This is a genomic window from Bradyrhizobium sp. TM233, assembly GCF_036247965.1.
In the GTDB taxonomy this organism is placed as follows: Bacteria; Pseudomonadota; Alphaproteobacteria; order Rhizobiales; family Xanthobacteraceae; genus Bradyrhizobium; species Bradyrhizobium ottawaense.
On record NZ_BTIG01000004.1, the window covers coordinates 233,430 to 256,521 of the forward strand.

The 23,092-nt window shown below is 65.4% G+C and carries 21 protein-coding genes; 10 read left to right on the forward strand and 11 right to left on the reverse strand.

What is annotated here, in order from left to right; all coding sequences use genetic code 11:
- Nucleotides 1-35: 35 nt before the first annotated feature.
- Complete coding sequence (alr, locus tag AABA86_RS12295) at nt 36-1,295, forward strand: alanine racemase (RefSeq protein ID WP_445083464.1); 1,260 nt, start codon at nt 36-38, stop codon at nt 1,293-1,295.
- 130 nt (nt 1,296-1,425) lie between these two features.
- Here alr and AABA86_RS12300 read toward each other — a convergent pair whose 3' ends face one another.
- Nucleotides 1,426-1,647 (reverse strand): cysteine rich repeat-containing protein, encoded by a 222-nt coding sequence (locus tag AABA86_RS12300; protein ID WP_338306942.1) that lies wholly within the window; start codon nt 1,645-1,647, stop codon nt 1,426-1,428.
- A gap of 40 nt (nt 1,648-1,687) precedes the next feature.
- Here AABA86_RS12300 and AABA86_RS12305 point away from each other — a divergent pair, with 40 nt between their 5' ends.
- Nucleotides 1,688-2,464, forward strand: coding sequence for an exodeoxyribonuclease III (locus AABA86_RS12305; RefSeq protein WP_212246263.1), 777 nt, complete (start codon nt 1,688-1,690; stop codon nt 2,462-2,464).
- Nucleotides 2,465-2,568: 104 nt separating this feature from the next.
- On the opposite strand, the gene AABA86_RS12310 is transcribed toward AABA86_RS12305, so the two are convergent.
- From AABA86_RS12310 to AABA86_RS12320, 3 genes are all read right to left on the reverse strand, one after another.
- Nucleotides 2,569-3,384: a DUF4886 domain-containing protein gene (locus tag AABA86_RS12310; RefSeq protein WP_338306944.1), complete on the reverse strand. Its 816-nt coding sequence runs from the start codon at nt 3,382-3,384 to the stop codon at nt 2,569-2,571.
- A 94-nt stretch (nt 3,385-3,478) separates the two neighbouring features.
- Nucleotides 3,479-3,847 carry a GFA family protein gene (locus tag AABA86_RS12315; RefSeq protein WP_338306946.1) on the reverse strand — a complete coding sequence of 123 codons (369 nt, stop codon included), beginning with the start codon at nt 3,845-3,847 and terminating at the stop codon, nt 3,479-3,481.
- Nucleotides 3,848-4,085: 238 nt separating this feature from the next.
- Entirely contained in the window at nt 4,086-4,847 is a 762-nt protein-coding gene (locus tag AABA86_RS12320; RefSeq protein WP_445083465.1) for a potassium channel family protein, read from the reverse strand.
- A 215-nt stretch (nt 4,848-5,062) separates the two neighbouring features.
- On the opposite strand from AABA86_RS12320, the gene AABA86_RS12325 reads away from it, so the two are divergent.
- Nucleotides 5,063-5,581 (forward strand): hypothetical protein, encoded by a 519-nt coding sequence (locus tag AABA86_RS12325; protein WP_338306948.1) that lies wholly within the window; start codon nt 5,063-5,065, stop codon nt 5,579-5,581.
- A gap of 101 nt (nt 5,582-5,682) precedes the next feature.
- Entirely contained in the window at nt 5,683-6,408 is a 726-nt protein-coding gene (locus tag AABA86_RS12330) for a sulfite exporter TauE/SafE family protein (protein WP_338306950.1), read from the forward strand.
- 10 nt (nt 6,409-6,418) lie between these two features.
- On the opposite strand, the gene AABA86_RS12335 is transcribed toward AABA86_RS12330, so the two are convergent.
- Both AABA86_RS12335 and AABA86_RS12340 read right to left on the reverse strand, forming a co-directional pair.
- Nucleotides 6,419-8,485 (reverse strand): putative bifunctional diguanylate cyclase/phosphodiesterase, encoded by a 2,067-nt coding sequence (locus AABA86_RS12335; protein ID WP_338306952.1) that lies wholly within the window; start codon nt 8,483-8,485, stop codon nt 6,419-6,421.
- Nucleotides 8,485-9,645, reverse strand: coding sequence for an ABC transporter substrate-binding protein (locus tag AABA86_RS12340; RefSeq protein WP_212246279.1), 1,161 nt, complete (start codon nt 9,643-9,645; stop codon nt 8,485-8,487). The genes AABA86_RS12335 and AABA86_RS12340 overlap by 1 nt, the downstream gene beginning before the upstream one ends.
- A gap of 189 nt (nt 9,646-9,834) precedes the next feature.
- Here AABA86_RS12340 and radA point away from each other — a divergent pair, with 189 nt between their 5' ends.
- The 6 genes from radA to AABA86_RS12370 all read left to right on the forward strand — a co-directional run bounded on the left by radA (nt 9,835) and on the right by AABA86_RS12370 (nt 17,176).
- On the forward strand, nt 9,835-11,283 hold the full coding sequence (gene radA / locus AABA86_RS12345) for a DNA repair protein RadA (RefSeq protein WP_212246283.1): 1,449 nt from the start codon (nt 9,835-9,837) through the stop codon (nt 11,281-11,283).
- A 167-nt stretch (nt 11,284-11,450) separates the two neighbouring features.
- Nucleotides 11,451-12,080 carry a CvpA family protein gene (locus tag AABA86_RS12350; RefSeq protein ID WP_028145049.1) on the forward strand — a complete coding sequence of 210 codons (630 nt, stop codon included), beginning with the start codon at nt 11,451-11,453 and terminating at the stop codon, nt 12,078-12,080.
- Between the two features lie 27 nt (nt 12,081-12,107).
- On the forward strand, nt 12,108-13,631 hold the full coding sequence (gene purF / locus AABA86_RS12355; protein ID WP_212246285.1) for an amidophosphoribosyltransferase: 1,524 nt from the start codon (nt 12,108-12,110) through the stop codon (nt 13,629-13,631).
- Between the two features lie 183 nt (nt 13,632-13,814).
- A complete protein-coding gene (locus AABA86_RS12360; RefSeq protein ID WP_338306954.1) occupies nt 13,815-14,555 on the forward strand; it encodes an SDR family NAD(P)-dependent oxidoreductase in 741 nt (246 codons plus the stop codon).
- Nucleotides 14,556-14,646: 91 nt separating this feature from the next.
- On the forward strand, nt 14,647-15,783 hold the full coding sequence (locus AABA86_RS12365; protein ID WP_338306955.1) for a hypothetical protein: 1,137 nt from the start codon (nt 14,647-14,649) through the stop codon (nt 15,781-15,783).
- Nucleotides 15,784-15,949: 166 nt separating this feature from the next.
- Entirely contained in the window at nt 15,950-17,176 is a 1,227-nt protein-coding gene (locus AABA86_RS12370) for an ABC transporter substrate-binding protein (protein ID WP_212246291.1), read from the forward strand.
- Between the two features lie 179 nt (nt 17,177-17,355).
- Here AABA86_RS12370 and AABA86_RS12375 read toward each other — a convergent pair whose 3' ends face one another.
- From AABA86_RS12375 to AABA86_RS12395, 5 genes are all read right to left on the reverse strand, one after another.
- Nucleotides 17,356-18,612, reverse strand: a complete 1,257-nt coding sequence (locus AABA86_RS12375) for a TCR/Tet family MFS transporter (RefSeq protein ID WP_338306957.1) — start codon at nt 18,610-18,612, stop codon at nt 17,356-17,358.
- Nucleotides 18,609-19,991 (reverse strand): ribosome biogenesis GTPase Der, encoded by a 1,383-nt coding sequence (gene der, locus AABA86_RS12380; RefSeq protein WP_212246293.1) that lies wholly within the window; start codon nt 19,989-19,991, stop codon nt 18,609-18,611. The genes AABA86_RS12375 and der overlap by 4 nt, the downstream gene beginning before the upstream one ends.
- A gap of 50 nt (nt 19,992-20,041) precedes the next feature.
- Nucleotides 20,042-20,581: a hypothetical protein gene (locus tag AABA86_RS12385; RefSeq protein WP_338306959.1), complete on the reverse strand. Its 540-nt coding sequence runs from the start codon at nt 20,579-20,581 to the stop codon at nt 20,042-20,044.
- A gap of 48 nt (nt 20,582-20,629) precedes the next feature.
- Entirely contained in the window at nt 20,630-21,283 is a 654-nt protein-coding gene (locus AABA86_RS12390) for a tetratricopeptide repeat protein (RefSeq protein ID WP_212246295.1), read from the reverse strand.
- Nucleotides 21,284-21,450: 167 nt separating this feature from the next.
- Nucleotides 21,451-23,043, reverse strand: coding sequence for a class I adenylate-forming enzyme family protein (locus tag AABA86_RS12395; RefSeq protein WP_338306961.1), 1,593 nt, complete (start codon nt 23,041-23,043; stop codon nt 21,451-21,453).
- Nucleotides 23,044-23,092 lie beyond the last annotated feature (49 nt).

Consider the following 23,092-nt stretch of genomic DNA (forward strand, 5'->3'; position numbering starts at 1 on the left):
AAAACGACGCCATGACAATGGCGTCCGACCCGAAAATGAACCCGCAATCCGTCCTTCTTTCCGTGGAGGCCAATCAGGCTGCCGCGCTCGCTGCCTATGGCGGCGTGCTGACCGTCGATCTCGACGCCATCATCGCCAACTGGCGCAAGCTCGAGAAGACGGCGGTGCCGGCTGAGTGTTCGGCCGTGATCAAGGCCGACGCCTATGGCTGCGGCGCTGCCGAGGTCGCGCGTGCGCTGAGCAAGGCCGGCTGCAAGACCTTTTTCGTCGCCACCATCGAGGAAGCGCGCAAGGTGCGCGCAGCCGTGCCGGAGCCGACGATCTACGTGCTCGGCGGCTATTTCCAGAACACCGGTGAGCACTACGCCAGGATCAATTGCCGTCCGGTGATCGGCGACCTCAACGAGCTCGCCGAATGGGACGTGTTCTGCCGCCGCACCGGCTGGACCGGCGGCGCCGCGATTCACATCGACACCGGCATGAACCGCCTCGGCCTGACGCTGTCGGAAGCGCAGGCCATCATCCCCCGCATCAACGCCGGCGATCACGGCATCACGCTGGTGATGAGCCATCTGGTCTCGGCCGAGCAGCTCAACAGCCCGGTGAATGCCAAGCAGCTCGCTTCCTTCCGCGCCATCGCCAGCGAATTCTCCGGCGTGCCGGCGGCGCTCGCCAATTCATCCGGAATCTTCCTCGGCGCGCCCTTCCAGTTCGACCTGGTGCGGCCGGGCGCCGCGCTCTACGGCGTCAACCCGACGCCGGAGGCCGACAATCCGATGCAGCCGGTCGTCGACCTCAAGGCGCGCATCGTGCAGATCCGCAATGTCGAGCGCGGCGAGAGCGTCGGATATGGCGGCACCTGGACCGCGCGGCGGCCGACCAAGCTCGCGATCATCGCGGTCGGCTATGCCGACGGCTATTTCCGAGCCGCCAGCTCCAATGACGGCACCCGCGGCGCCGAGGTGATCGTGGCCGGCAAGCGCTGCCCGGTCGCGGGCCGCGTCTCCATGGATCTGATCGCGATCGACATCACCGATCTGCCGCCAAACGCGGCGCGGCGCGGCCATATGGTGACGCTGCTCGGCGAGGGCATCACCGTCGACGAGCTCGCGCATCATTTCGGCACCATCGGCTATGAGGTGCTGACCAGCCTCGGCCACCGCTACGCCCGACTCTACAAGGGCGGCAATGTGGAGGAGCCGCTGGTGAAGCCGGAGCCAGCGCAGGCCGCCGAGCAACCGCCCTCTCCGCCGCCGATCGAGCAGCCGGCAGCCCCGCCGCCGCTGCCGGGCTGAACTCTCGTGCCCCGGACGCAGCGCAGCGTCGCTTCGACGGTGCGCTGCTGAGCCGGGGCCCATCTCTCAACATCGGATCGTACCGCCTTCTGGGTCCCGGCTCGCGCTGCGCGCGTCCGGGACACGAGGCTTACTTCTTCTTCCTGTTGTCCAGGGCCGCCTTGCAGGTCGCGCTGAGCTGGTCGCGCTTCTCGGTGAGGCAGGCGACGACGCGGCCGCCGCCGGGCGCGATGCCGGCGCAGAATTTGTCATAGTCTGCCTTGCACGCACCGCGCGGGTCGGACGATTGTGCCGACGCGGCCCCGGAGAACGCGAGGGCGACGACGAGAGCGGCAAAGTTCAACTTGGGCATTGTATCTCCGGGTACGGAAGGCAGGAGCCGGTAGCTCTACATGAAGATCGCGACATTCAACATCAACAACGTCAACCGCCGCCTGCCCAATCTGTTGGCATGGCTGCGCGCGGCAAAGCCCGATGTCGTCGCGCTTCAGGAATTGAAGGCAAGTGATGGCGAATTTCCGGCGGCCGAGATCGAAAAGGCCGGCTATGGCGCGGTGTGGCGCGGACAGAAGACATGGAACGGTGTCGCCATCCTCGCCCGCAATGCGGAGCCCATTCTGACCCGCGACCGCTTGCCTGGAAAACCCAGCGATCTCGAAGCCCGCTATATCGAAGCGGCGGTGCGCGGGATCATCGTCACCAGCATCTATCTGCCGAACGGCAATCCGCAGCCGGGACCGAAATTCGACTACAAGCTGGACTGGTTCGCGCGCCTCAAGCGCCACGCCAAGGGCTTCATCAAGCAGGATCTGCCGGTCGTGCTCGCCGGCGACTACAACGTCGCGCCTAAAGAGATCGACATCTATCCGACGCGCTCATGGGACAAGGATGCGCTGATCCAGCCGAAGAGCCGCGCGGCCTTTGCCTCGCTGGTCGAGCAAGGCTGGTGCGACGCGATCCGCGAATTGCATCCGGACCAGCGCATCTACACGTTCTGGGACTACAAGCGGAACCGCTGGCCGCGCGATGCGGGGCTGCGGCTCGATCATCTCCTGCTCAGCCCTGCGCTGGTCTCACGGTTGGCGAAGGCTGGTGTCGACAAGAAGGTTCGCGGCGAGGATGGTGCCAGCGATCACGCGCCGGCATGGGTGGTGTTGAAAGAACGTTGATGCCGTAGGGTGGGCAAAGGCGCTAGCGCCGTGCCCACCGTTCCGAGCCGATAAACCGTTGGTGGGCACGCTTCGCTTTGCCCACCCTACGAGATCACGCAGCTTCACCGCCCGTAATAGTCCTGCACCGTGTCCCACGCCGCCCTTTGCAGAAGCCGCGTCGTCTCCGCATCCAGGCCCATGATATAGGAATTGTCGACGGGCGAACGGCCCGTCAACGCGGCAAACGTCACGCATGCCGCAAGATACGTCCCCGCCGGACTCGGATGCCGCTTGTCGGGCGCGTAGAGATTGAGCTCCGGCTGCAGCTTGCGCACGCGCGCGAAGGCAAGACCTGCGGGAATGACCAGCGCATCGTTGGCATTGCCCGCGATCGTATAGGCCTCGGCCAACGCTTCCGTCATTTCCGGCTTGTCGGCATAGGCCCAGGACATGAACAGCACCGGCCGCAGGCCGTGGGCGCGGACGATCTCGCTGTCCTTCTTTGCGAAAGTCACGAACGCGTCCTTCAATTGCGGATGGATCGGGCACTGGCTGCAATCCATCATCACGACGGCGTCGTACTGCCGGCCCGGCTTGCTGAAGATGACGTTGTTCTGCTCGTCGAAGGAATAAGCGCCGAGGCCGCCCGGACGCAGCAGATTGTCCATGTCGTGCCAGTCGAGGCCGGAGCCGCCGATCGTCACCATGGTGTTGCGGTACACCGCCTTGTTGGCGGGATCCACGGCCCGCTCCATGAAGGTGAGATGCCCGGGCATGCCGTTGTTGTAGTAGAAGAAGCTGTTGCCGACGAACAGCGCGGCCTTGGGGAAGTCTGGTCCGAGCGAAGTGATCTTCGGCTTGGTCTGCGCCTGTGCGTTGAAGCCGGCTGCAACGGCCAGACACATTGCGAGCATCACTCGCGCAAAAAGACGCATCATGGCTTCCTCCTTTTTCCAGGGCCGGAACCAAATCAGCTTTTCAGAACGGTCTCAAGAGTACGAGCGTGCAACGGAAGTCCCCGCGCTTGCGTGCTCACCACAGATTCTTTCCGTCGATCATGTTCACCGGCACCGCCTCCAGATCGAAATCGTCGAACAGGCGCGCATTCACCGCGACCTTGGGATTGTCGAAATCGGGCTTGCCGGTCGACCAGTCCGGGGACTCCGAATAGGTGCCGCAGCCGCACGTCGCGCAGAAATGATGTTTGACCGTGCGGCTGCCCCAGAGATAGGTCGCGACGTCGTCTGGCGGCGACAGCAGGCGAAACTGCGCCGGCGTGTAATAGGCCCACAGCGCGCCGCGCTTGGCGCAAAGCGAGCAGGTGCAGCGCGTGACGCTCAAAGGCGCCTCCGTCACCTCGAACACCGTCTCACCGCAATGACAGCTTGCCTCGATCGGCATGACCCGCTCCCTCCGTTTGTCAGGAGGTGGTCGTAGCCGGTGCCTGCTGCCAACATGCTGTCAGCAGCGGGGCGCCTCCTCAACCAAAATATGAAAAACAACCCCATGCACAGTAGCCACCCCCTGTCGATTCAATGACTTACGGTGGCCGAATGTCGGCTTGCCCTCGCCCCGGCAAAACCCCGCCGCAATATCGGCATGAGAGACGTCCACCGGCGTTGCCGGGCGTGAAAGCTGTTCAGGTCGCGCCTTCGTCGGGAATATTGAGAACCGTGCCACAAGCCTTGCAATGCACGGCGTCGGCATCGTGCCTCTGGAGCCCGCAAGCCGGACAGGGAAATCGCACCTTACTGGGACTGAGGAGTGCGCGGGCAAGATTGAAGAACAGTGTGACCCCGAAAATCATGATCACGACCGTGATGAGACGACCGAGCGTGCCCGGCAGGGTGATATCGCCGAAACCGGTTGTCGTCAGCGCCGTGACCGTGAAATACAGCGCATCGGCATAGTTGTGGATCTCATTGTTGCGGAACTTCTGGGTCTCGTAGACGATCCCGGTCATGACGAATATGAAAACGGCGAGGTTCGTCACCGCGAAGATGACCTCTTCGTTGCGACGAAAGAACGAAGAATCGATGCGGAGCCTCGCCAGCATCTGGTAGTCGCGAAGCAGCCCCAGCGTTCGCAGGATCCGGAGAAAGCCGCCCGCCTCGCCGGCAAGCGGTGCCAGGAAAGATACGATTGCCACCATGTCAGCCCAGATCGCAATCTGACGGAACTTCCGAAAGGGATGCCGACCGACGAGGAGTCGTGCCGAGAAATCGGCAAGCAGAAGCATGCCGAACAGAACGTCGAGCGTCTCGATGATCTCACTGGGAGGCAGGAACGAGGTTGCGATGATGAACAGCACCGTCACGATATCGAAGGCAAGCAGCGCGTAGCGGAAGCGCACGCCGCTCGGCGTTGCACCCTCGTAAAGGCCGCGAACGCTGCTTCTCATGGACGTCAGGGTCACTGCATCATAATCCGGTTTGCAGGGATGATTGCAACTGGGAGAGCGCGCCGCAAGATCGAACACAATCGCTGCCGTCTTTGGCCGAACAGGAGAAGGTTTGCGAACCCTGAGGGACTGGACGGTGTTCGACACGAAAGCTATGGTTTCGCCAGTTTCGCGATAATTCTTAGCCCACCAGATCTATTCCGAGATTGCTCACGATGCGAATTATTCTGATTGCGGCGATGTCGCTCGCCTGCATTGGTGCCGTACAGGCGCAGAACGTGACGTTCAAGTGCAACGTGAACAATTACCATCTCTTCGAGATGCGCTTCCAGAACTCCGACCCGCAATGGAGGTGGTGTCAGTATCGCTGCGAAGCAGATCAGACCAACGGGCTGGGCCGCGCAACGGTATGCTCGCCCGGCGTTGCCATTCCCCCGGTCCAAGACAAGGGAGGAGAAAAGCACCTTCTTGCCGATGCGCAAACTCAGCTCAACGATATCGGGTTCAGCTACCGATATGAGTGCAAGAGCACCCGGGAAGAGCTAGCGCCAAACCGCGACCACTATTGTCCCCCGACCATCATCCCACCTCAAAAGACCCCGCAGCCCTCCCCTCGTGGCCGTTCATGTTGGGGGACGACCGAAACGAACGTCTGCCATACCGACAGTCGGGGCAAGCCGCGGTGCATGATCCGGCGTGAGCGCGTTCGGCAGGACTGCGGCGGAAAGCCCTAAGCCAGTCGGTGCGAGGGCGCAGCGCAATCGGCTCCTTCGCTTAGGAGGGATCGCCCGGGTTGACGGCCACGGCTAAACTCTCTCGATTCGTGGAGACCGTTTTGGCCTTTCTCTTCGTCCTCATCGTCGGCCTCGTCGCCGGCACCATCTCAGGCATCGTCGGCACCGGCTCGTCGATCATGCTGATGCCGGTGCTGGTCTATGCCTATGGGCCGAAGGAAGCGGTGCCGGTCATGGCGGTCGCGTCCGTGATGGCGAACTTTTCGCGCATTTTGGCCTGGTGGCGGGAGGTCGACTGGCGGGCCTGCGCGGCCTATTCGGTCACGGGGATTCCGGCCGCGGTGCTGGGCGCGCGCACGCTGCTGGCGCTGCCCCCGCACGCCGTCGATCTCGCCATCGGCATCTTCCTGATCGCGATGGTGCCGGTGCGGCATTGGCTGGCGCGACACGACCTCAAGGCCAATCTCTGGCATCTGGCGATCGGCGGCGCGGTGATCGGCTATCTCACCGGCATCGTGGTCTCGACCGGTCCGCTCAGCGTGCCGCTGTTCCTGTTCTACGGCCTCTCGAAGGGCGCTTTCCTCGCCACTGAGGCCGCAAGCTCGCTCGGCCTCTATTTCGCAAAGTCCGTCACTTTCGAACGTTTCGGCGCGTTGACCGGCGAGGTCTTCATGAAGGGCCTGATCGCGGGCGCCTCGCTGATGTCGGGCGCCTTCATTGCCAAGCGCTTCGTGCTGCACCTGAAGCCGGACATGTTCCGCCTGCTGATGGACGCGATCATGGTCGCAGCCGGGCTCTCGATGCTGTGGAACGCGACGCAGCCATAAGCCGCCGCGATCAGGCGAATTCGGGTGCGATCGGCGGGCTGTCGGCGAGGATGCGGCTGTCCGGCGCGAGCGGCTTTTCGAGCCATTGCAGCACGGCATCGAGCGGCTGCGGCCGCTGGTAGAAATAGCCCTGCCCGAACCTCACGCCCATCTCGCGCATGGCCTCGGCCTGCTCGGGCCGCTCGATGCCCTCAGCGACCAAAGTCAGTCCCAGCGTGCCGGCGAGCGATGCGATCACGCCGACGATCGCCTTGTCTTCCGCGCTATCGGGAATCTCGCTGATGAAGGCCTTGTCGATCTTGACCTTGTCGAGCGGGAAGCGCCTGAGATGAGCGAGCGAGCTGTAGCCGGTGCCGAAATCGTCGAGGGCGATGGTGGCACCCAAGCGGCGCAGGCGATGCAGCGTCGCGGTAGCGCTGGCGATGTTGTTGATCAGCGATCCCTCGGTGATCTCGAGCTCGAGCGAGCTGGCAGCAACGTCGAAGCGCGCGCAGGTCGCGCGCAGCTCGGCGGCGAGCGAATGGTCGGCAAGCTCGGACGGCGGCAGATTGATCGCGATCCGGATCTGCGGCCTGCCGGCGGCGGCCAGGCGTTGCAGCGCCCAGCAGGCATCGGTGAGCACGTAACGCGTCAGCCGCGCATTGTTGCCGCTGCGCTCGATCAGCGGCAGGAATTCGGCCGGACCGATCACGCCGTGATCGGGATGGCGCCAGCGGATCAGCGCTTCCAGGCCGACGACATCGTGGCTTTCGAGGTCGACCTGGCTCTGGTACCAGACCTCGAACTGCCCCTCGGCAAAGCCCGTGGGAATGGCGAGCTCGAGATCCCTGCGGCGGCGGTAGTCGCGCTGGAGCGCTTCGTCGAGCACGGCGACCGTGCCGGGCGCCTTGCTCTTGGCATGGTAGAGCGCGATGTCGGCCAGCGTCGGCAGATGCGACAGCTCCGGATCGTCGGCGCGGCGCACGGCAAGGCCGATGCTGGCGCGCGGCACGACCTGCTTGTCGTGGAGCCGGATCGGTTCGGAAATGGCGTCCAGCACCTGCTGCGCGAATGCGTGCGCCGAGGCTTCGTTGCTCACTTCAGGCCGAATGACCACGAATTCGTCGCCGCCGAGCCGGGCGACCCAATCCTCCGCTTCGACCGCGCTGCGAAGACGCTCGGCGATATGAACCAGGAAATTGTCGCCGGCCTCGTGGCCGAAGGTGTCGTTGATGCCCTTGAAGTCGTCGAGATCGATGAAGCAGAACGCGACCAGCGCGTCCGGCCTGCCTCCATCGCGGCTCGCCACGGCCAGCCGCTCGGTCAGGGAGCGCCGGTTGGGCAGCCCCGTGAGCGGATCGTGCCCGGCCATGTGCCCGAGCCGGTCGAGCGCGCCCGATGTCGTATGCTGCATGGCGTTGAAGGCGCGCGCGAGCTGGCCGAATTCGTTGGAGGATCTGACGTCCGCCGGATAGGCCCGGCCGTCCTGCTTGCTGCGCTGGATTGCCGACATCATGGCGGCCAGCGGCCTGCCGATGAAGACGTTGGCGGAAATCCGCATCGCGATCAGGGTCGCGAACGTCGCGAGCAGGCCGACGACCAGCAACAGCACCAGGCGGCTGCCCGCGTCCGCGTATAGCGTCGCGTGGGAATAGGCGATCGCGATACGGCCGGCCTGAACGGCCATGTTGCCGTTGCTGTAGTGGATCGGGCGCGAGACCTCCGCGACCGCCTCGCCTTCGGGGCGCGCCACCACGCGGGCGATCGCAGCGCCGGTGTCGTCATAGACGGCCGCCGCCGCGATGGTCTCGTCGTGCATGATCTCGTTGAGCACGCCCGTGACCTGGTCGTAGCGCATCTTCCAGAGCGGCTCGGCGATCAGCTCGGCCCGGCTCTCGGCGACGCGGGCCATGCGGGCGTCGAGCTGCCTGGTCTGCGACCAGAAGCTCGAGGCCTCGACGCCGGCGGAGGCGAGCAGCTGCACCAGCAGCAGAACGGGCACGGTAGCCCAGATCATCGCGCGGACGACCGAGCGCAAGCGCGTTGGCGCGGCCTGCTGGTTGCGATCCGGATCGGTCATCGTCTCATCATCGCGCATCAGTCCGCGACGCCTTCGGGACGCGCCAGCGACGAGATCAGCGCATCGAGGGAGAAATCATATTGGCCGCAGCGTCCGGCCTTGGCCCGAAACCGCGTAAAATCGATCCGGTCGAAGGCGCGCGTCTTGATGAGGTCGCCGACCGAGGCGAGATTTTGGCGCGTGATCGCAGACGTCTTGACCTCGACGCGGGGTGAGACCGCAGCGAAATCGCAGCCATCGGCGTAATCGCGCAACAGCACGATCGACCAGCCGCCGAGCAGGAAGTGGCCGCCGTCGCTCAAGAGCAGGCGACCCGCCTTGATCTCGCGCAGCGCATCCTCGGACCAGTTGAGGCCGACCACCTCGATGTTCCGGCCCGGCACAAGGCCGGCGGCGGTCACCGCGCGCAGCGCCCCGAGCGCCATCGGATCGTTCCCGGCCCATATGCCGGCGGGCCGGATCTTCTTGCGCGAGGCCCAGTCGAGATAATTCTTGGTGACCTGCTCGGCCTCCGACTGCGTCCAGTTGGCGAACAGCAGCCGGTCGACCACGACGTCGGGCGCGGCGTCTACCGCGAGCTTGAGGCCGGCGTTGCGCGCGATCGAGGCGGGCGTGATCTCGTCACCGCCGATGCCGAGAATGTGGATCTTGCCGTCCGGGCTCTGCCATTTCTCGGCACGCGCGGTCCGGATCAGGGCATCGGCCATCCGTGCGCCCGCGGTCTGAAGATCGGTCGTGATGTCGCCGAGCCAGGTCTTGAGCTTTTGCCTGGGCGGTCCAAGACGCACCGCATCCTCGCCGATCAGCGTGTTCGAGAGCAGCAGCGTCTTGACGCCCGCGGCCTCGGCCGCCTCCACGATCGGCACGGCGGCGGATTCCTCGTTCGACAGGATGAGGAAATCCGGCTTGTCGTGACGCGCCACCACGCCGAAGCCGAGCTCCTGCATGGTGCGATAATTGCGTTCGCTGGTCAGCACCTCGACATGCGCGTCGAGCTTGCGGCCGGCGGCCTGCATGGTCTGCGCGACCATGTCCCAGTAGACCTCACCGGTCTTGCCGGGATTGACGAAGACGATGTCGAGGGGCTTGGCAAAGGGCTTGGCAAGGCTACTGCCCGCGGACGCGAAAGCGCCGCAGGCCGTGCCCGCCGCGAGCAATATTCGCAGGAATCTCGTCATTTCTCTTCGCCGCCCCTGATGGTTCCGAGATTGGACCCGGGTCCGCTAACACTTCGCAAAATCCGCCCGGCCGCAGGGGCACAGAGCTAATGAAAGGTATATCTATCGTGCCGAATTGAGATCATCGAAGCGCCGGCGATCGGCCTTCCGTGCTATCAGCAAACCCGAAACCGCGACTCATCTGTCCCCATGGCCAAGAACACGCTTTCCTTCGTCTGCCAGAACTGCGGCGCGGCCTATAACCGCTGGCAGGGCAAGTGCGAGTCCTGCGGCGAGTGGAATACGCTCGCCGAGGAGGACGCGACCGGCAGCGTGCCGGTGTCGATCCGCTCCAAGCGCAAGGGGCGGACGTTTGCGCTGGAGAGCCTGTCGGGGAAAACCCAGGATGCGCCTCGCCTGTCCTCAGGGATGACCGAGCTCGACCGCGTCACCGGCGGCGGCTTCGTGCGCGGCTCGGTGCTGCTGGTCGGCGGCGATCCCGGCATCGGCAAGTCGACGCTGCTGACGCAGGCCACCAGCATGATGGCACGCGCCGGCCACCGCATCGTCTACATCTCCGGCGAAGAGGCGGTCGCGCAGGTGCGCCTGCGCGCCGAACGGCTCGGGCTGTCGGATGCGCCGGTGCAGCTTGCGGCCGAGACCTCGGTCGAGGACATCGTCTCGACGCTGTCCGAGGGCGCGGTGCCCCGGCTGATCGTGATCGATTCGATCCAGACCATGTGGACCGACACGGTCGAGTCCGCGCCCGGCACGGTGACCCAGGTGCGCGCCTCGGCGCAGGCGCTGATCCGCTTTGCCAAGAAGACCGGCGCGGCCATCATCCTGGTCGGCCATGTCACCAAGGACGGCCAGATCGCCGGCCCCCGCGTGGTCGAGCACATGGTCGACGCCGTGCTGTCGTTCGAGGGCGAAGGCTCGCAGCAATTCCGCATCCTGCGCGCCGTGAAGAACCGTTTCGGCCCGACCGACGAGATCGGCGTGTTTGAGATGACGGGGCTTGGCCTGCGTGAGGTCACAAATCCCTCCGAGCTGTTCCTGTCCGAGCGCGATCTCGGCACGCCCGGCACCGCAGTGTTCGCGGGCATCGAGGGCACGCGGCCCGTCCTGGTCGAATTGCAGGCGCTGGTGGCGCCGACCTCGCTCGGCACGCCGCGGCGCGCCGTGGTCGGCTGGGATCAGAGCCGGCTTTCCATGGTGCTGGCGGTGCTGGAGGCCCATTGCGGGGTCAAGCTGTCCGGCCATGACGTCTATCTGAACGTCGCCGGCGGCCTGCGCATCCACGAGCCGGCGGCGGACATGGCGGCCGCGGCCGCGCTGGTGTCGTCCCTGGTTAACGCGCAGTTACCCACGGATGCCGTCTATTTCGGCGAGATTTCGCTCTCCGGCGTCATCCGCCCGGTGGCGCAGACCCCGGCCCGGCTCAAGGAAGCGGTCAAGCTCGGCTTCAAGCGCGCCGTGCTGCCCGAATCGGCACGAGGCGGCGATGCCGGCGGTGACGCCGGATTGACGCTGAATGCGGTCAACAGCCTGACGACATTGGTGGCCGAGATCGCCGCCCGCGGCTCCCGCCGGGGCGAATCGAACGCGCCGGCAGAGAAAAATGCCACACCGGCAAGATTCCGCCGTGGAGAGGGTTAGGTGGAGGTGACGTCGGAGGCCCCCGCCGCTATACAGCCGTCACAAAAGCAGCATGGGATTGCGTGGTTGCGGCCTTGCCGGGAACGCCGTCTGCCCCTCTTTTAGGGCAGCGGCCAAACACCGATTCGCTAGAGCACCTTCGACGTACGAGCGGACCAGACCAGCCGATGCCAGTAACACTCCTCGACCTGATCCTGCTCGGTGTGATGCTGATCTCGGGCCTGCTCGCGATGGTCCGCGGCTTCATGCGTGAAATCCTGTCGATCGCGGCCTGGGGCGCTGCGGCGATCGTGACGCTGTACTCCTTCTCGAAGCTGCTGCCGACCGCCAAGAGCTATTTCAACAACGATACCGTCGCGAGCGTGGTCGTCGTCGCCGGCGTTTTCGTCGGCACCCTGGTCGTGGTCTCCGTGATCACGGTCCGGATCTCCGACATGATCCTGGATTCCAGGATCGGCGCGCTGGACCGCACCCTCGGCTTCCTGTTTGGCCTGGCTCGCGGGCTTTTGATCGTGGTGGTCGCCTTCCTGTTCTTCACCTGGCTGGTTCCGGACAAGCAGCGCCCGGACTGGGTCACGGGGGCCAAATCCCGCGTGGTGCTCCAGGGAACCGGGGATTGGCTGATGGCCCTCTTGCCTGACGACCCCGAGAACACCATCTTGAAGAGATTCAAGAAAAACAAACCAGATGATGATCAAGCTGAATCCGAGCAGCAGCCTTCGGGCAGTGGCGACGGATACAGTAAACCTGCTCGTGACAGTTTGAAGAAACTGATCGAGAAACCTGCGGCGCGTTGATTGCCCTTAAAGAGAGGCGCGGACGAGATGCGATACCCTGACCAGGACGCCCAACTTGATCTCGATCCAAACGCCGGCCCAGGCCCGGCCGCACTAGAGGTTCAGGACGACCTGGAAGGAGATACGCTGCGCGAGGAATGCGGCGTCTTCGGCATCTATGGTCACCCGGACGCCGCCGCCATCACCGCGCTTGGTCTGCACGCCCTTCAGCACCGCGGCCAGGAAGCCGCCGGCATCGTCTCCTACGACGGCAGCCGCTTCCACAGTGAACGCCGCCTCGGCCTCGTCGGCGACACCTTCTCCCGCCGCGAAGTGATCGACCGCCTGCCCGGCAATATGGCCGTCGGCCATGTCCGCTACTCCACCACCGGCGCCACCATCCTGCGCAACGTGCAGCCGCTGTTCGCCGAGCTCAATGCCGGCGGCCTCGCGGTCGCCCATAACGGCAACCTCACCAACGGCCTGACGCTGCGCCGCGAGCTCGTGAAGAACGGCGCGATGATGCAGTCGACCACCGACACCGAGGTGATCCTGCACCTGGTTGCGCGCTCCCGGCGCAGCCGTTTCATCGAGCGCTATATCGATGCGCTGCGCGAGATCGAGGGCGCCTATGCGCTGGTCTCGCTGACCAACAAGAAGCTGGTCGGCGCGCGCGATCCGCGCGGCATCCGCCCGCTGGTGCTCGGCGAGCTCGACGGCTGCCCGATTCTGACCTCGGAGACCTGCGCGCTCGACATCATCGGCGCGCGCTTCATCCGCGACATCGAGCCGGGCGAAGTCATCGTGTTCGACGAGAACGGCCAGGACATCCACAAGCCGTTCCCGCCGATGGCGCCGCGTCCCTGCATCTTCGAATACATCTATTTCTCCCGTCCCGACTCCATCGTCCACGGCCGCTCGGTCTACGAGGTCCGCAAGGCCTTCGGTGCGCAGCTCGCGCGCGAGAGCCACGTGCCGATCGACGTCGTCGTGCCGGTGCCGGATTCCGGCGTGCCCGCCGCGGTCGGCTACAGCCAGCATTCCGGCGTGCCGTTCGAGCTCGGCATCATCCGCAACCACTATGTCGGCCGCACCTTCATCCAGCCGACGCAGGCGATCCGCGAATCCGGCGTGCGCATGAAGCATTCGGCCAACCGCGCCGCGATCGAAGGCAAGCGCATCATCCTGATCGACGACTCGCTCGTGCGCGGCACCACCTCGAAGAAGATCGTGCGCATGATGCGCGATGCCGGCGCCAAGGAAGTGCACTTCCGGCTCGCTTCGCCCCCGATCCTCTATCCCGACTATTACGGCATCGACCTGCCCGATCGCGGCGGCCTCCTGGCCGCGACGCACTCGCTCGAGGAGATGCGCGAGATCATCGGCGCCGACTCGCTCGCCTTCCTGTCGATCGACGGCATGTACCGCGCCATGGGCGAGCCCGGCCGCGACCCCGCCAATCCGAAATTCTCGGATCACTGTTTTACCGGCGCCTATCCGACCCACCTCACCGACCAGACCCAGACCGAGCAGCAGCCGCGGCAATTGTCGCTGCTGGCGGAGGCGAGCTGACGCTGAAAGCGTCATCCCGGGGCGATGCGAAGCATCGAGCTGTGGTGCGCAATTGCGCACCTGAGGATCTCGAGATTCCCCGATGCGCAATTGCGCATCTGAGGTCTGGTGCTTCGCACCATCCCGGAATGACAGATGCGGATGGGGGCTTGTCCCAGCCATCCACGCCTGTAAAACCCCGCCATGACAAAACCCCTCGCCGACCGCATCGCTCTCGTCACCGGCGCCTCGCGCGGCATCGGCTATGCCACAGCCATCGCGCTCGCCAGGGCCGGCGCGCATATCGTGGCGGTGGCGCGCACGCAGGGCGGGCTGGAAGAGCTCGACGACGAGATCCGCAAAGACGGCGGCAGCGCCACCCTGGTGCCGCTCAACCTCACCGATTCCGACGGCATCGCGCGGCTCGGCGCAGGGCTCCACGAACGCTACAGCAAGCTCGACATCCTCGTCGGCAATGCCGGCGTGCTCGGCCCCTCCTCGCCAATCGGTCATATCGAGCTGAAGACCTTCACCGACGTGATGGCCGTCAACGTCTCCGCGAACTTCCAGCTGATCCGCTGCATGGAGCCACTGCTGAAGCAGTCCGACGCCGGCCGCGCCGTGTTCGTCACCTCGGGCGCTGCCAACAAGGCGACCGCCTATGTCAGCCCCTACGCCGCCTCCAAGGCCGCACTGGAAACACTGGCGCGCGCCTGGGCGCAGGAGACCGCGAACACGAAGCTGCGCGTCAATCTGTTCAACCCCGGCCCGGTCCGCACCCGCATGCGCGCGACGCTGATGCCGGGCGAAGACCCTGCGACACTCGACACGCCCGAGCAGGTCGCCGAATTCATCGTGCCGATGTGCGCACCTGACTGGACCGAGACCGGCAAGTTCTACGACTACAAGACGCGCAGCCTGATGAGCTTCCGCTCGCCTGCGTAATGTCCTTGCCTGATTGACTCGACTGCCTCCCCGCGATTGACTGCCCGCGCGCAAGCGGCAGCAAGCCGCGCGCCAAAAAAGGGAGGTTGCCATGGCGCCATGGCATGATCGCGCAGGCTTTGCGTCTGCGCTCGCACGTCACGCTCTCTCCATTCTGATCGCGGCCTTCGCGTTTCCGGTTGCGTCGAACGCCGGCGACGTCCCGACCTTCGCGGTCGATGCCTCCTGGCCGAAGCAGCTGCCGAACAACTGGATCCTCGGCCAGGTCGGCGGCATCACGGTCGACTGGCAGGGCCATATCTGGGTGATCCATCGCCCGCGCTCGCTCACCGACGACGAGAAAGGCGCGAGCCTCAATCCGCCGCGCTCGAAATGCTGCGTGTCGGCGCCGCCCGTGCTCGAATTCGACGTCGACGGCAATCTGCTGCGGTCCTGGGGCGGTCCCGGCCAGGGCTATGAATGGGTCGGCCGCGAGCACGGCATCGAGGTCGACGAGCGCGGCTTCGTCTGGGTCGGCGGCAATGCCGACAACGACAACGCCATTTTGAAGTTCACGCTCGACGGCAAGTTCGTCGCCCAGATCGGCAAGTTCGCCCCCAGCCTCGGCAGCAACGACACGACGCAGCTCGGCAAGCCCGCCGAGACCGCACTCGACAAGGAGGCCAACGAGATCTACGTCGCCGACGGCTATGGCAACCGCCGCGTCATCGTGTTCGACGCGACGACACTCGCCTACAAGCGGCACTGGGGTGCCTATGGCAACAAGCCCAACGACGACAAGCAGGCGCCCTACGATCCCAAGGCGCCGGTCGCGCAGCAATTCGGCAATCCCGTCCATTGCGTGAAGCTTGCCAATGACGGCCTCGTCTATGTCTGCGACCGCATCAACAACCGCATCCAGGTGTTCAGGAAGGACGGCGGCTTCGTGAAGGAGTTCTTCTTCGAGAAGAACACGCTCGGCAACGGCGCGGTCTGGGACATCGCGATCTGGCCCGATCCGAAGCAGACCTATCTGCTCAGCGCCGACGGCGAGAACAACGAGATCAGGGTCATCAAGCGCGAGGATGGCAGCGTGGTCGGCAGCTTCGGGCACAACGGCCGCAACGCCGGTCAATTCCACTGGGTGCATGCCATGGCGATCGACGCGAGGGGTAACGTCTATACCGCCGAGGTCGATACCGGAAAGCGCATCCAGAAATTCAAGCTGACATCGGACGCGCTTAAATAGCGTCTCAACGCATTTTGCCCAAAAGTTAACGGACGGATGACGCTACGACGCAGCGTCATCCGGCTTTAGGCGCATTGCCGCCGGCCCTGGGACAGGCTAGAGCCATCAGCCGGAACAAGGCTCCACAAGAGAGCCGTCCGCATATTTGACAATGGAGGAAACGTTTATGACGACGACGTTCGCGCGCCGCTCCGCGGCCCTTCTGGCCTGTGCCGCCTTCGGTTTTGCAACATCCGCCTACGCGCAGGACAAGACCGTCAAGATCGGCGTGCTCAACGACATGTCGAGCCTCTATGCCGACATCGGCGGCCCCAATTCCGTGGTTGCGATCAAGATGGCGGTCGAGGATTCCGGCCTGCTCAAGAAGGGCTGGAAAATCGACGTCATCAGCGGCGATCACCAGAACAAGCCCGACGTCGGCGTCAACATCGCCCGGCAGTGGATCGACAACGAGAAGGTCGACGCGATCGCCGATACGCCGAACTCCGGTGTCGCCCTGGCGGTCAGCAACCTCGTCAAGGAAAAGAATGCGGTGCTGCTGAATTCCGGCGCCGCCTCCGCCGACCTCACCGGCAAGGCCTGCACGCCGAACACGATCTCCTACACCTATGACACCTACATGCTGGCCAACGGCACCGGCAAGGCGCTGACCAAGGCCGGCGGCGACAGCTGGTTCTTCCTGACCGCGGATTACGCCTTCGGCCACGCGCTCGAACGCGACACCACGGCGGTCGTGACCGCCAACGGCGGCAAGGTGCTCGGCAGCGTCAAGCATCCGATCAATACCGCGGACTTCTCGTCCTTCCTGCTGCAGGCGCAATCCTCCAAGTCCAAGGTTGTGGGCCTTGCCAATGCCGGCGGCGACACCACGAACTCGATCAAGCAGGCTGCCGAATTCGGCATCGTCTCCGCCGGCCAGAAGCTCGCGGCATTGCTGCTGTTCATCAACGACGTGCATTCGCTGGGCCTGAAGACCGCCCAGGGCCTGACCTTCACCGAATCGTTCTACTGGGACCTGAACGACAAGACCCGCGAATGGTCCAAGCGTTTCTCGGCGCTGGCCAACAAGAACGCGATGCCGTCGATGACGCAGGCCGGCAACTACGCGATGGTGCTGCATTATCTCAAGGCAATGGATGCGCTCGGCGGCAATCCGCATGACGGCGCCAAGGTCGTCGCCAAGATGAAGGAGCTGCCGACCGACGATCCGCTGTTCGGCAACGGCCCGCTGCGCCAGGACGGCCGCCGCCTCATCCCGGCTTACCTGTTCGAGGTGAAGAAGCCCGAGGAGTCGAAGGGACCGTGGGACTATTACAAGCAGATCGCCACGATCTCGGCGGAAGATGCGGCCAAGCCGCTCAAGGACAGCGATTGTCCGCTGGTGAAGAAGTGACCGCGTAGCGTCGCGCACAGCATCACCGACGTCATGCCCGGGCTTGTCCCGGGCATTCACGTTTGAGGCCATGGAAATCGCTGTCGTGGGATGGGCAAAGCGAAGCGTGCCCACCACCCTTCGAAGTCGCGGAGAGATGGTGGGCACGGCGCTTGTGCGCCTTTCCCCACCCTACGAGACTACGATCCTGTCTTCGCCCCACCCAGCGTCCGCACCGCGATCGCTACGCAGACCACCATCAGCACAGCCGCGAGCAGGAACGGTGCGCCGGGCAGATGCAGCGGCGCGCCGGCGCTGATGAAATAGGAAAAGGTCAGCGTGAACAGGAACGGGCCGACGAGCTGCGACACGCTCTGCACGCTCGCGGTCGCGCCCTGGAGCTGGCCCTGCTGATCGGGCGCGACCAGCCGCGTCATCAGCGCTTGCGAGGCGGCACCCGAGATGCCCCACAGCGCCAGAATGGGAATGCCGATCCAGGACAGCGGCCCGGTCGGCGCAGCGCCCAGGACCACGAAGCCGAGCGCGCCACAACACAGGCCCAGCAACAGCGCGTTCCGCTCGCCGAGCACGCGCACGATCGGGCCGATCGCGAGCCCCTGCACCACCATGGCGCAGATGCCGACCATCGCGAGCGTCAGTCCCACGGTCTTGGAATCCCAGCCGTAGCGATAGGTCGCATAGAGCACGAAGGTCGAGGGCAGCACGACATGCGCGACCTGCGCAATGAAATTGACGACGGACAACGCGGCAAGCACCGCATTGGAGCGCAGCAGGCGGAGCGCACCGACCGGATTGGCGCTCCTCCAGCGGAACGGCGCGCGCTTGTCGGGCGCGAGCGATTCCGGCAGGACGAACAGCCCGTAGAGCGCATTGGCGAAACTGAGGGCCGCCGACGCCCAGAACGGCAGGCGCGGATCGATATCGCCGAGCAGGCCGCCCAGCGCTGGCCCCAGGATGAAGCCGGCGCCGAACGCCGCTCCAATCCGGCCGAAGACCGCCGCGCGCCGCTCCGCCGGCGTGATGTCGGCGATATAGGCAAAGGCCGTCGAGATGCTCGCCGAGGTAATGCCGGAAATGACGCGGCCGACGAACAACCACACCAGGGACGGCGCCAGCGCCATCAGCACGTAGTCGGCGGCAAGGCCGAAATTCGACAGCAGCACCACCGGTCGCCGCCCGAAACGATCCGACAGCGCGCCGAGCAACGGCGAGAACACGAACTGCATCAGCGCCCAGGCGGTGCCGAACAGGCCGAAGATGCGGGCCGCATGCGCGGTGTCGTTGTCGACGAAGCCCTCGATCAGCTTCGGCAGGATCGGCATGATCACGCCGAGCGCGAGCATGTCCAAGAGGATGGTGACGAAGATGAAGGCGACCGCGCCGCGCCTCGCCGGCACAGCGCCTTGCGCCGTCGCCTCGCCGGCGCCGTCACTCACGACGGCCGCTTGCGCTTGTGGGCGAAGGGATTGGCCTTTTCACGGAGAGTAATGCGCACCGGCGTGCCCGGCAGCTCAAAGGTCTCGCGCATGGAATTGATAAGGTAGCGCAGATAGGACTGCGGCACCGCGTCAGCGCGCGAGCAGAACAGCACGAAGCTCGGCGGCCGCGCCTTGGTCTGCGTGATGTAATTGAGCTTGAGCCGTCGGCCGGACACGGCGGGCGGCGGATTGGCCTGAACCGCCTGCTCGAACCAGCGGTTCAATGCCGAGGTCGACACGCGCCGGTTCCAGAGCGCGTAGGCGTCCTGGATTGCCTGCATCAGCCGATCGATGCCCTCGCCCATCAGGCCCGAGACCGCGACGATCGGCACGCCCTTGATCTGCGGCAGCCAATGGTCGGCATCGCGGCGCAGGCCCGAGATCGCGCCGCCCCCCTTGCTCTCCATCAGGTCCCATTTGTTGACGGCGAGCACCACCGCGCGGCCCTCGCGCTCGATCAGATCGGCGATGCGCAAATCCTGCTCCTCGAAGCGGTTCTGCGAATCCATCATCATCACGACGACTTCGGCAAAACGGACCGCGCGCAGGGCGTCGGCGACCGAGAGCTTTTCCAGCTTCTCCTCGATGCGGGAGCGCCGGCGGAGACCTGCTGTGTCGAACACGCGAAACTCGCGGCCCTTCCAGTTGATCTCGACCGCGATGGAGTCGCGCGTGGTGCCGGCCTCCGGGCTCGTCAGCAGGCGTTCCTCGCCGAGCAGATGGTTGATCAGCGTCGACTTGCCGGCATTGGGCCGGCCGACGATGGCGACCCGGATCGGGCGCGTCGCGGCCTCTTCCTCGGTGAGCGGCTCGTCGTCCTCGGTCTCGTCGTCGTCGACGGGCTCCGGCATCAGCTTGGCGAGCTCATCATAGAGCTCGCCCATGCCCTCGCCATGCTCGGCCGAGATCTGGATGGGATCGCCAAGGCCGAGCGCGAAGGCTTCCATCGCGCCGGCATCGCCGTGCTTGCCCTCGCTCTTGTTGGCAACCAGCAGCACGGGCTTGTTGGCCTTGCGGGCGAAATCGGCGAAGGCGCGGTCGGTGGGCGTGAGGCCGACGCGGGCATCGATGACGAAGAACAGCGCATCCGCCTGCGCGATCGCAGTCTCGGTCTGCTCCTGCATGCGGGCGGTCAGCGAGCCCTTGGCGCCCTCGTCGAGACCGGCGGTATCGATGATGGTGAACTCGAGGTCGCCGAGCCTCGCCTCACCCTCGCGGCGGTCGCGGGTGACGCCCGGCAGGTCGTCGACGAGCGCGAGCTTCTGTCCGACCAGGCGGTTGAACAGCGTCGATTTGCCGACATTGGGCCGGCCGATAATGGCAATCGTGAAGGACATCGGTCATTCGTGCGCTGCCGGGGCTGCGCCTGTCAATGCAGGTGGAATTATTAGCGCGAGAAGCTGCCGCTCGGCAGCGGCGCCGGGAAGCCGCCCTGCGTCTGCTGCTGCGTGGTCTGGGTCGGTTGCGCCTGCTGGACCGGCTGATCCGGCGGCGGTGCGGTGGTGCGCTTGCGGACGATCTTGTGCTTGGGCGGCGCAGCGGCCGTGGCCGGCGCCGCCTCCGGCTGGGCCTCGCCGTCGACTTCGCCGGCGGGCGCGACGGCTGCGGCGGCCGGCTGCCTTGTGTGCTTCGCCTTGGCTCCCTTCGCCGGCTTGGCCTCAGGCGGCGGCTCGGCGGGCAAAGCCGCGACGGCAGGTGCGTTCGGATCGGGCTGCTGTTGCTGCGCGCCCTTGTACATGTCCTTCGGGACGCCCTGCTCGAGGCCCGGCACGCCCTCCGGGAAGACCGGCTTGCGGTCGCCCGGCAGCTTCTTCTTGGTGTCGAGAAAGTCGAGCATGTCGCTTGGATCGAAGCTGGAGCAGCCGCCCAGGACACCCGTGAAGGCGATCAGGACGGCGGCAGCGATCAAGCGTGGCGTACGGCGCATCTTGTGTGTCTCGTTTACGTCTGAGGGCCCGTCGTCAGCTCTTTTTGCTCAGCTCTTGGCGACGGGCGGAAGCAGGGCCTGGAGCGCCTCGGCGCGCGAGCGCAGGCCGGGCGGCGTTTCGCCGTCCTCGCTAATCGCGTCGAGCCATTTGCGGGCCGCGGTCATGTCGTTGTTGCGCCAGGCCGACAGCGCCAGCATCTCGCGGGCACTGTGGCGGAAGGTCGATTTGGGCGCTGCGGAAGGCTCGAGCCGCTGCTGCATGTCGGCATAGGACGCGCTGTCGAGCAGCAGGCCGGCGGCGCGGACCTTGGCCAGATCCTGCCACTCACCACCGACGCTGCGGTCGGCAGCGATGTCGTCATACATCTTGGCAGCAGCCTTGGCGTCGCGGGGGGCCGCCTCGGCCGCGGCACGCAGCCGCGCCAGGGTGCGATAGCCCGAGGGAGCCTTGGCGGCGAGCTCGGTGAAGGCGGCCTCGGCCTCGGCATGCTTGTCCTGGTCGGACAGCTCGGCGGCCTTCTCGAAGGCGGCGCCGGCCTCGGCGGCCTTCCTGGCCTCCAGATATTGATACCCGCGCCAGCCGCCGACGCCGGCCACAACCAGCACCATCAGGGCGATGAAGTAGATCGAATATCTATCCCACAGCTTCTTGAGCTGTTCGCGACGTACTTCCTCGTCGACTTCGTCAAATAATTCAGACACTTATGCTAATCCCATGCCCATCCGGGTACGCGCGCGGAAGCGTTCGCGTCAGGAATCCCGTCCCCCACGTGGCGGCGGGGTACCCTAACGATATGGCGCTGGCAAGGCAAAGCGAGCCCGATCAAGGCGTTAACCACCCGGGAGAGCCCGGATGGCGCCTGCCCGGCTCAAGCGCCCAGGAGCTCCCGGAGCTGCCGCTTCAGCACCTTGCCGTTGGCGTTGCGCGGTAGCGGGTCTGGTGTGATCGCCATTGTCTCGGGAACCTTGTAGTCGGACAGACGCTCCGCACACCAAGCCCGTAAGTCGCTGTCGGCGACCGGGCTGCGTGTCACCACCACGGCGTGGACGCGCTCGCCCAGCACCGGGCAGGCCTTGGCGATGATCGCGCTCTCGATCACCGCGGGATGGCCGGCCAGCACGGATTCGACCTCGGCCGAATAGATCTTCAGCCCGCCGCGATTGATCATGTCCTTCTGCCGGTCGAACACGCGAACGAACCCTTCCGCATCGACCGAGCCGAGATCGCCGGAGTGCCAGAATCCGCTGGTGAAGCTTTCGGCGGTCGCCTTCGGGTTGTTCCAATAGCCCTTGATGACGGAGGCGCTCTGGATCCAGAGCTCGCCGATCTCGCCATGGGGCAGCTCGCGCCCATCCGGATCCATCGCCACGATGCGCGCGCCGGGACACGGCAGCCCGACGCTGTCGATGTGGCTCTCGGTCAGCTCGCCCGGCATGATCGTCGAAGGCGACGTCGTCTCGGTCGAACCGTAGCAGTTCATCAGCTTCAGTCCGGGAATCGTCGTCTTGAGCTTCTCGATGGTCGCGACCGGCATCGGCGCGCCGCCGAAGCCGCCGATGCGCCAGCTCGACAGATCGTAGCTGTCGAAATCGGGCTGCAGCAGGCAGAGATTGTACATCGCCGGCACCATCACCGTGTAGGTGACCCGCTCGCGCGCGGCGAGCTTGAGATAATCGGCCGCCTTGAACTCAGGCATGATGATCAGCGCCCCACTGCTGCGGATCATCGTCGTGATGTTGGCGACGACGCCGGTGACATGGCCGAGCGGCACTGCCGCGATCGATCGATCCGCTTGCGTCAATTGCAGGCAGGACACGAACACCATCGAGGAATGGACGATGTTGCAATGGGCCAGCATCGCGCCCTTCGGCTTGCCTGTGGTGCCCGAGGTGTAGAGGATCATCGCGGTGTCCTCTTCGCTCACCTCGACCGGCGCTGGCGCCGGCGGGTTGTCGGCGAGCGCGGCGAAGTGCGAGCGAGCCGGATCGTCGTCGACGGCGATGCGGTGGATCACATCGGGCACCTCCTGCGCATCGGGCAGCCGCTCTGCGAGCCCTGCTTCGTGGATCAGGATCCTGGCGCCGCAATCGGCGAGGACATAGGCGATCTCCGGCTTCTGCTGGCGCGTGCTGAGCAGCACCGTGACCAGCCCCTCATGCGCGGCAGCAAACAGCAGCAGCGGAAATGCGATGCGGTTGCCGAGCAGGATCGCGACGCGGTCGCCGCGCTGCAGGCCAAGCTTGCGGAAACCCGCGGCGATCCGCGCAGCCTGCTCCGCGGCCTGCCGCCAGCTCAGCCGGACATTGCCTGCGATCAGCGCCTCGCCATCGGCATTGCGGGCGCGGGCTTGCGCGATCATCTCCCACACGCTCGCCGGCCGGTCGCAAAAGGCCGGCACCACCCGATCGCCAAAGCGCGCCTCGAACCGCATCGGCGGGATCTGAGATTGCGACCAGTCCATCGAAGGGCCCTCGGCTTGTTGCTCTTATTGCCTTCCGCGCATGGACATC